At 47.6% G+C, this 8686-nt stretch carries 6 protein-coding genes, 1 tRNA gene and 1 pseudogene; 3 read left to right on the top strand and 5 right to left on the bottom strand.

The features are described 5' to 3' along the window. Both RMO27_RS10420 and RMO27_RS10415 read right to left on the bottom strand, forming a co-directional pair. Positions 1-1007 (bottom strand): annotated as a pseudogene (locus RMO27_RS10420) (hypothetical protein); the annotation flags it as partial. 7 nt (positions 1008-1014) lie between these two features. Next, entirely contained in the window at positions 1015-2952 is a 1938-nt protein-coding gene (locus tag RMO27_RS10415) for an SPFH domain-containing protein (RefSeq protein ID WP_309732083.1), read from the bottom strand. 183 nt (positions 2953-3135) lie between these two features. Between RMO27_RS10415 and RMO27_RS10410 the strand changes: the two genes are divergently transcribed. The 3 genes from RMO27_RS10410 to RMO27_RS10400 all read left to right on the top strand — a co-directional run bounded on the left by RMO27_RS10410 (position 3136) and on the right by RMO27_RS10400 (position 6448). Continuing rightward, a complete protein-coding gene (locus RMO27_RS10410) occupies positions 3136-4029 on the top strand; it encodes an alpha/beta fold hydrolase (protein ID WP_309732080.1) in 894 nt (297 codons plus the stop codon). Positions 4030-4312: 283 nt separating this feature from the next. Continuing rightward, positions 4313-5185 (top strand): MBL fold metallo-hydrolase, encoded by an 873-nt coding sequence (locus RMO27_RS10405; RefSeq protein ID WP_309732079.1) that lies wholly within the window; start codon positions 4313-4315, stop codon positions 5183-5185. Positions 5186-5383: 198 nt separating this feature from the next. Then, the gene (locus RMO27_RS10400) at positions 5384-6448 is read left to right on the top strand and encodes an RNA ligase family protein (protein WP_309732077.1); all 1065 of its coding nucleotides are present in this window, start codon (positions 5384-5386) and stop codon (positions 6446-6448) included. Between the two features lie 186 nt (positions 6449-6634). Here the strand turns inward: RMO27_RS10400 and RMO27_RS10395 are convergent, their stop codons facing one another. The 3 genes from RMO27_RS10395 to RMO27_RS10385 form a co-directional block, all read right to left on the bottom strand. Beyond that, entirely contained in the window at positions 6635-6838 is a 204-nt protein-coding gene (locus RMO27_RS10395; RefSeq protein WP_309732075.1) for a hypothetical protein, read from the bottom strand. Positions 6839-6862: 24 nt separating this feature from the next. Then, positions 6863-8374, bottom strand: a complete 1512-nt coding sequence (locus RMO27_RS10390) for a DNA phosphorothioation system restriction enzyme (RefSeq protein ID WP_309732073.1) — start codon at positions 8372-8374, stop codon at positions 6863-6865. Positions 8375-8508: 134 nt separating this feature from the next. After that, positions 8509-8593, bottom strand: a tRNA-Ser gene (locus RMO27_RS10385). Positions 8594-8686 lie beyond the last annotated feature (93 nt).

Genomic DNA, 8686 nt, shown 5'->3' with positions numbered 1-8686 from the left:
CGATCGCTACTAACGCTGGCAAACTTGACTTCATGGGCAATAATTGGGTTGAAGGCGACTGCATTAACTGCCAATCGATGCTGACGGAAACTATTTAATTGTGTATGAGTATCTGTATCCCAAACTTTAATTGTGCGATCGCTACCCGCCGTAATTAATAATTGTCCATCGGTGCTCATAGCGAGATGATTGACAGTAGCTTGTTGACTGTCGATCGATTTTAATTCGATCGCCCGATCGAGTTGCCATAATTTAATCATCCCATCCTGACCACTACTATATAATAAGTCCATGCGGACGGGATGAATGGCCAGCGTCCGAATCGATTTACGATGTCCGGTTAGCACCGCAATTTGGTTGCCAGTATCGAGCTGCCACAGTCGAATCGATCGATCTTCACCACCTGTTGCAATAATTGAATCATTAACCGCGATCGCGTTAATTGCTGTAAATAAACCTGGCAATCCAGTTAATAGCTGCCGACATTGCCACTTGGGTGGCGGGGGTGACAGTGCTGGATAACAGTCTTGCAAAGCGGCCAACATTGTTCTCACCGAATCAAATCTCAAGGCTGGTTTGAGAGCGATCGAGCGATCGAGTAACGCCATGAATTTAGGATAATTCAGCCCCGATACTGGCGAAAATTGGTGCCAATAATCTTGCCAACAGCAGCGATCTTCTGCATCAAATAATTGAAAAGGTCTAACTCCAGTCAATAGATAGATCGTAATCAATCCGATACTATAAATATCGCTACGATTACTCACCTGGCGAGCGATTAATTCCGGCGCACTAAATTCTGGATCGATCCCGATCGCGTCTGGAGCTAAGATCGATATTTTCAAAGGATATTCCGATTTAATTAACACTCGATCGGGTGTAATTTGACCGTGAATCTCGCGCGGATGCAATCGAGCATGGAGTAATGCTGCCAGTAGATTGATCGTGCGAACTACTGGCAGAATCTTGTCACGTTGCAGAAGATCGGTAAGACGGAAATCTGGCATCACTACATTACCGCGATTCCGACTCTAGATGCTGTCGCACGCTTTCACGAATCACCGGATCGGTTTCGGGAATCACCGCTTCAGTTTGACTTTGCGCCCACATCCCCATCAGTGCGTCCACCATGCCATTCCCGCCACCATTAGTATTCGTCACCGACACATTCGGTACGATTCGGACTTGGCGTTCGCCGACTACTTGCATCATCTGGAGTGCCGCGTAAGCTTGTCCGCCGAGCGCATCCACACCAGCCTTATAAGCATCTGCTTTGGCTTGTCCCGTCAACCGGATTGCTTCAGCTTCCCCATCCGCATGTTTGACTTTGGCAGCGGCTTGAAGTTCGGCAATGTTTACCCCTTGCTCGGCGGTAATTACTTGATTTTGGATCTCGGCTAAAGCTGTGGCGCGGACTAATTCCTGTCGCTGGATTTGGGCAACCCGTTGCACTTCATAGGTTTTTTCCTGCTCCTCGGCGATTTTGCGCTCAGTAAGCGTCTGCATTAGTGCGGGGGGCGGTTTAATCATCCCAATCAGGGTATCTACCGCTTGGACATCATACTGCTTGAGGGCTTGGCGGACGTGTTCGGCAGCTTCCGCTTGGCGTTCGCTCCGCGCCGTGAGGAAATCGAGGATTGTGTATTCCTGGGCGGCATTGCGGAAATAATTGGCGACAATCGGGCGTAACACCTGATCGATCAGGTTTTGGATCGAACCCAGGCGCGAAATCACTTTGGGCGCATCCAGGGCACCGATGTGAATGATTTGGAACACCTCTACCTCAAAGGTAAAACCGTCGTGAGAGAGCAGTTGGAGGGCTTCGAGTTCGGCGTCATAGCCATGTTTGCCCGTAAATCGACCGGTAAAATTGAGGACGACATTAGTCGTCGGCACGAGCTGAACTTCCATCACGCGGCGATTGAGGGGATGTTTGCCGGGATAAATCGGCTCCCCCCACACCCCCTTATCCCCTTTGGAGACGATCGTCCCGTGGGTAAAAGCAGCACCACTGATATCTTGATGAGATTGTCCCACATAGGAAATTACCACGCCCACATGCCCGATCGGGATTGCGGTCATTTCGATCTGTTCGACTTGGACAAACCAGGGATTGAGATTCCAAGAACCCGATAGTAGGACTTGCTCTTGCAAACCCCGTCGCCCTTTGGCGGTGATAAATTTTTGGATGTCTTGATAGTTGTCATGGTGGGGGATCGATTCTCCAGCGATTTCGCCAGCTTCGATCGGTTTACCATCAAGCGTCGTTACAATACCCACTCGCTCGGAGGCAATCTGTTTGAGTTGCAGTTGTGCTGGTGCCATGTCATATTTACCGCAATTGAATGAAGTAATCACGGTAAATAGAGCGGTATTAATCCGATAAGTTCCTGTGGTAAGAATGTCTGTTTGACGGCCTTTTTCACCACCACTAGTCAGGAATTTGCGGGCATCCTGAAAGCCGTCACAGTCGATTTTGTGACCTAAGATTCGATCGACAGCAATCGATCGACCATCATTAGCTACGACTAAACCAATCTCATCTTGCGGAATCGTGACTACCGATTCTTTGCGAATGCTGTATTGCCACGGGAAATAGCCAAAATGCCAACCAGGGGGCAGAGTATCGGCTTGTAATCCAGCTTCCCCATTGAGAGCAATCAATCTCCCTGGCGGTAAACTTTTAGTTGAAAATTTCTTGGTAATAATCCCTGCTTCCGATTCACCGACAGAAATTAGGCCAATTACCCAGCCAATTTTGGGGAGAAAAATAATTAGTAATACCACACTCCCGATCATCCAGATCCAACCAGGGAGACTAGACTGGGTTTGACTATTTTCGACTCGATCGATCTCTGGTGTTGGTGCTGATTGGGCGCGAACGGGAGTCTGAGTCAATCCCGCGATCGCGATTAAGCCAATAGTTAGTGCGAGCAGTTGCTTCCGAATCATCATGAAAATTACCTCATTATCGATCGAATATTTAAGCTACATCTATCCATTGGGATAACGGCGATCGTTTATGCATTGCTGCGAGATGTGAGTAGAACTATCGCTTGGCGGAAATTTCACCTTCCCTTCCCCAAATTTTTTGATTAGGATCTAGAAATATCCACATCATCCCAAATCTAGATCGTGACTGTAATTCCCTCCCTGACACCCATTCGTAGTGCCGAAAAACTCACCTGGAACTGGCGCGGACATCAAGTTAGATATACAGTCATCGGTGCAGGTCAACCATTATTATTGATTCATGGATTTGGTGCGTCGATCGATCATTGGCGCAAGAATATCCCCGTGTTGGCGGCGGGTGGCTATCAGATCTACGCGATCGATCTACTGGGATTTGGCGGCTCGGCTAAAGCTCCGATCGACTACAGTATGGAACTGTGGGAAGAATTAGTCGTAGACTTCTGGCACGAGTATATCAACCAGCCGACGGTATTTGTCGGTAACTCGATCGGTGCTCTGCTCAGTCTGATGTTGGTGGCGCACCATCCCGAAATTAGTGCGGGCGGCGTCTTAATCAATTGCGCGGGTGGATTGAATCATCGCCCTGATGAATTAAACTTCCTACTGCGAAATGTGATGGGGATATTTACGAATATCGTCGCATCCCCAGCCTTTGGGAAATTTTTATTCGATCGAGTCCGTCAGAAATCTCGCATCCGTAGTAGTCTCTACCAAGTCTATCCGCGTCGTGAAGCCGTCACCGACGAACTGATTGACATTATTTATCAACCAGCCTGCGATCCAGGCGCACAGCAAGTTTTTGCCTCGATTCTCACCGCCCCCCCAGGGCCGACACCGGAGTCGTTATTGCCAGAAGTCACTAAACCGCTGCTGGTATTATGGGGTGAAAATGACCCGTGGACGCCGATAAAAGGTGCGAAGGTATATCGGGAGCTAGCGGATGCAGGACAGCCCGTGCGAGTAGTGTCGATCCCCAATGCAGGTCATTGTCCTCACGATGAGTATCCAGAAGTTGTTAATCCGGCGATCTTGGAGTGGTTGGAAGAGGTGAATTGAGTTGCTGCGGAGATCTACCCACCCCACCCTGCGGGCACCCCTGTCTTGTAAAGGTGCTCCACTTGCGGAGTTGGGTCGGATGGGTTCCCCATCCGTGACCCATACCCAAGCAGCGACTCACCTTTGGACGGGTTCCCCGTCCAAAGGTGAGTCAAGACGGGGAAACCCCTGTTCCCGCACTTTCCGCTCCCAGGAGGGGATTTTTCTCAAAAGTTTTGTAGGTTGGATAGAGTGAATCGAAACCCAACAATCTGATTAATTGCTAAATAATGGCAGGTACATCATGGCACACGTAGCAAATAGACGTTCTGAAAATATCGACGGCGATTTGTATGTAGATAGTAGTTGTATCGACTGCGATACTTGTCGGTGGATGGCTCCGACGGTATTCGACAGGCAGGGCGAGATGTCGGCAGTTTATCATCAGCCGATCGATCCCAAAGAAAGATTACAAGCGATGCAAGCTTTATTATCCTGCCCGACGGGATCGATCGGGACTATTAATCAGCCGGAAGATATCAAGCAAGCCCAAGCATCGTTCCCGATTTTAGTTGAAGAGAATGTTTACCATTGCGGTTATCATTCCGAAAAATCTTATGCGGCGGCGAGTTATTTAATTCAACATCCCGATGGCAATATTCTGATTGATTCGCCCCGATTCACGCCACCTTTGGTCAAACAAATTGCAGCAATGGGTGGGGTGAAATATCTCTATCTAACCCATCGCGATGACGTTGCCGATCATCAGAAGTTTCACGACCATTTTGGTTGCGATCGCCTTCTGCATCAAGACGATATTACCGCCGACACGCAATCTGTCGAACGCCAATTGCAAGGTATAGATCCGATTGAATTAATCCCCGATATCTCAATTATCCCTGTCCCCGGACATAGCAAAGGGCATACGGTGCTTTTGTACAAAAATAAGTTCTTATTTACAGGCGATCATCTCGCTTTTCGTCGTCAACTCGGACATCTGGGTGGATTTCGAGATTTCTGTTGGTATTCCTGGTCGGAACAGATTCGATCGATGCAAAAGTTAGCCAAGTATGATTTTGAGTGGGTTTTACCAGGTCATGGGAGACGATATCATGCTGATGTTGACATGATGCACGCGCAGATGGATCTATGTGTAAATTGGATGCAGACTGTCTAATCTGAATTGTGCCAATCGATCGCGATTTGCAGGAAGTGGAAGTTGACTAGCTGTGGTGTTAACAAGGCGATTGACGATCGGTAACTCACCATCCTAACAGAGATAATTTTTATCTGACCAACCTAATTCTTGTGTTAGGCTGGTGACAGTCGGATCGTAATGATCCGAACAAAGTTGAGTGCACCTATAAAATTAAATATGAGCACTATTAAAGTCGAAGTCTGCGAAATCCTAGAGATTAAACCGCATCATAATGCTGACGCCTTAGAATTAGCCACCGTTCAAGGTTGGCAAATGTGTGTCAAAAAAGGCGTCCACCAACCAGGCGATTTGGTCGTCTATTTCGAGCAGGGCACTGTATTGGCAAAAGAAGTTGCCGAACGTTTGAATGTGGCGACTTATCTATCTGAAAAAACTGATATTAATGGCGATCGTGTCTTGGTAGTTCACCGGATCAAACTACGGGGGGAGCCATCATTCGGCTTGGTCGTTCATCCCGAAGTGGGCATGAAGTTGGGCGAAGATGTGTCGGAGTTTTATGGTGCAACTAAATATTTCCCACCGATTAAAGCTCAAGCCGGAGATAGTGCCGTAGAAGATCCGTATTTCCCTAAATATACAAATCTGGAAAATATGCGTAGCTACCCCAACTTATTGCAGATTAGTGAAGCAGTTGTCGCGACAGAAAAAATTCACGGCACTAATAGCCGGGTTGGTTTTGTGTGGCATACCGAAGAAGAACAACCAACGATGATGGCGGGTTCGAGAACTTTGCGCCGCAAAGAACCCGAAGATCCCAATACGATTGTGGCAAATACTTACTGGTTTCCGCACACCTTAATTGGTGTCAAAAACTTGCTAACAGATTTACAAAGTCAAGGACACAAACAAGCGATCTTATACGGTGAAGTCTACGGGCAAGGTATTCAAGCTTATACCTATGATGAGAAAAGAATGAATTTCCGTGCCTTCGATCTGATGTTGGATGGTAAGTATGTCGATTATCCAGTTTTTAAAAATTTATGCGATCGCCATCAAGTAGAGCAAGTGCCATTAGTATATGAAGGTGCTTTTTCACTAGAAGTTATTCGCGGATTCTCCGATGGTGATTCGCTGGTTGGTGGCACTCATGGTAGGGAAGGTGTTGTTGTCAAACCACTGGTGGAAAGGGACGATCCGAAGTTTGGTAGGGTGATTCTCAAATATATTGGAGATCGCTACTTATTTGGTAAAGTTGCCGAACAAGATACCACTGATGTCTAAATTCTCGATCGTTTACCATTCAGAGTAAGGGCAATTTGTGAATTGCCCCTACTCTGAATTTTGAGAATAATAGTCCTAACTCTTTGATTAGTTTAATGTCCTGGTATATCACTATTTGATCGAATGCAACGTATTCACAATCGATCGAAACAACATCACTAATCATAGCTAGTTAAGATTGATCGGTTAAAGTTGTGGCAAACAAGCGGCTACAAATAGGTCGATGTCATAAATAATCTCTTCTTCATAATCAGGAATATCCCAATTGGGTATAGTCTCAATTTGGATATCGGCACTCGGTCGATCGATTTTACGATCTAGATTGGGGGTGAGCAAGTAATAGTGCGCCCCCAGATCGAGGATGCCAAATAAACCACCAGTATCGTTCATAAATTCGATCGATGGACATAATCGTTATATATCTAGCAATCCGTAGCGTTTTTGCAGTGCGAGCAGTTGAGTTCTGGCTGCGGCGGCGTTATCAGCCAGATCTGCAAATTCAATCAGGCGGAGGAGTTCTTTTTTGAGTAAACTGCGTTCGATCTCCAAAGTTTCTCGATCGAGTTCGGGGGGCAACACGAGCATATCGTATAGGGTTGCGCGCTCTTTCCCCAGATCTGGCCGGAGAATTCGACCACGACGTTGGATAAATTGGCGGGGATTGGTGCTGCTAGCGAGAATGACGGCATGTTTGATGGCCGGGATATCGATTCCTTCATCTAAGCAGCGGATGGCAACCAACCCTTGGAGCGCGCCGGATTCAAATTGCTGGCGGAGTTGCTCTCGATCGATCAACGAAGTGGTTGAGGTGTAAGTATTGACGCGATAACCGAGATCGGTGCCGAGTAAATGAGTCACAGCATTTAGTTGTTGGGTGCTGTCGCTACTCCCATCGCCACAGTAAAACAGGGTATGACTGGTATCCAGGCGATCCTGCATCAGCGTTCTCAATGCTGTCAGCTTATTAGCAGCAGCACCGACGAGTCTGGCACGTTGCATCAGTAAGGGGGTCAGATCTGGGGTATCGAATCGATTGTCACCAACCTGGCGATTTTGACTGTGGTAGACGAGTTTGCGCGAGATCGCCCGCGTGAGCTGGAGATAACGATCGCTCTCTGCGGTCGTCAGTTCGACGAGGATTGGATAATATAAATAATGCACGAGCGCACCACAATCGATCGCGTCTTTGAGCGTAAATTCGGGCTGTAAGATGTCCCCAAAGTAGTCGCGGATATTTTGAGTGCCGATCTCATCATAGTGACGTTCGGGGGTGGCTGAGAGGGCAAGGCGCAAACCGATCTTGCGGGGGAGACTATCTGCGCGCTTTTTCGCGCCGAGATTGTGTACCTCATCGCCGATAATTAAGGTGCGATCGGGTAAGTATTTGAGCTGGGATTGAAATCCTGGGCTAATGAGAGTTTCGTTGGTAGTGACGATCGTTAGAAATTGTTGCTGTCCGGTATGAATTCGCGCGAGTTGATAGGAAAATTTGCTCTGCCATTTGTGGATACTTTCACAGGCGAGAATCGGCTGAAGCTGGAATTTTTCACACTCTCGCCCCCATTGCGTCACCAGATGCCGAAATGGGCAGATGATGATCAGAACTTGGAGGCTGATTTGACGATACAACTGATGAACGATCGCGAGTGCGGTAATGGTTTTACCACTGCCTGTGGCCATTTTGAGCGTACCGCGACCTTGATTTTGAAACCAATTATCGATCGCCTGTTGTTGATACGATCGTAGCTTCAGATCCGCTGGTAGCTGGGGACATCCCGGCGGCGCGGGTTCGATTCGATAGCTGACTTGAGACTCGGCAACGGCTACCAATTGATTGACTGACGTCAATCTCACCCCTACACTTGTTAATACTCGATCGACAGCTACTTTTTTGACTCGATAGGTATTGTTTGAGTCGCTGGACATCAACAGTCACCGAACGCTGTGCTTTTTTATACTATTGCACGAAACTGGTAATTAGGAATTGGGATTGATGGAGAACAAGATCGATAACTAGATCCTCAATCCCTAACATCGAAAGCCTAAACCCTAATTGAGAACGGAAAGGGTGAGATTCGAACTCACGGAAGCTTGCACCTCATCCGATTTCAAGTCGGACGCATTCGACCACTCTGCCACCTTTCCAAACGTAGGCAATTTATCATAGCACGATCGGCGATCGGTGCGAAACCCGATCGATCGAAAATTTTAGCGATCGAGCTGACGATCTGGCGATCG

The sequence above is a fragment of the Chamaesiphon sp. OTE_75_metabat_556 genome, assembly GCF_031378165.1.
Lineage (GTDB): Bacteria > Cyanobacteriota > Cyanobacteriia > Cyanobacteriales > Chamaesiphonaceae > Chamaesiphon.
This window is presented reverse-complemented; position numbering and strand designations above follow the sequence as displayed.

Bases quoted from the DNA above. Each gene is read 5' to 3' on its own strand.
- RMO27_RS10400 (WP_309732077.1), top strand. From the start codon at position 5,384: ATGAGCACTATTAAAGTCGAAGTCTGCGAAATCCTAGAGATTAAACCG.
- RMO27_RS10405 (WP_309732079.1), top strand. From the start codon at position 4,313: ATGGCACACGTAGCAAATAGACGTTCTGAAAATATCGACGGCGATTTG.
- RMO27_RS10415 (WP_309732083.1), bottom strand. From the start codon at position 2,952: ATGATTCGGAAGCAACTGCTCGCACTAACTATTGGCTTAATCGCGATC.
- RMO27_RS10390 (WP_309732073.1), bottom strand. From the start codon at position 8,374: ATGTCCAGCGACTCAAACAATACCTATCGAGTCAAAAAAGTAGCTGTC.
- RMO27_RS10395 (WP_309732075.1), bottom strand. From the start codon at position 6,838: ATGAACGATACTGGTGGTTTATTTGGCATCCTCGATCTGGGGGCGCAC.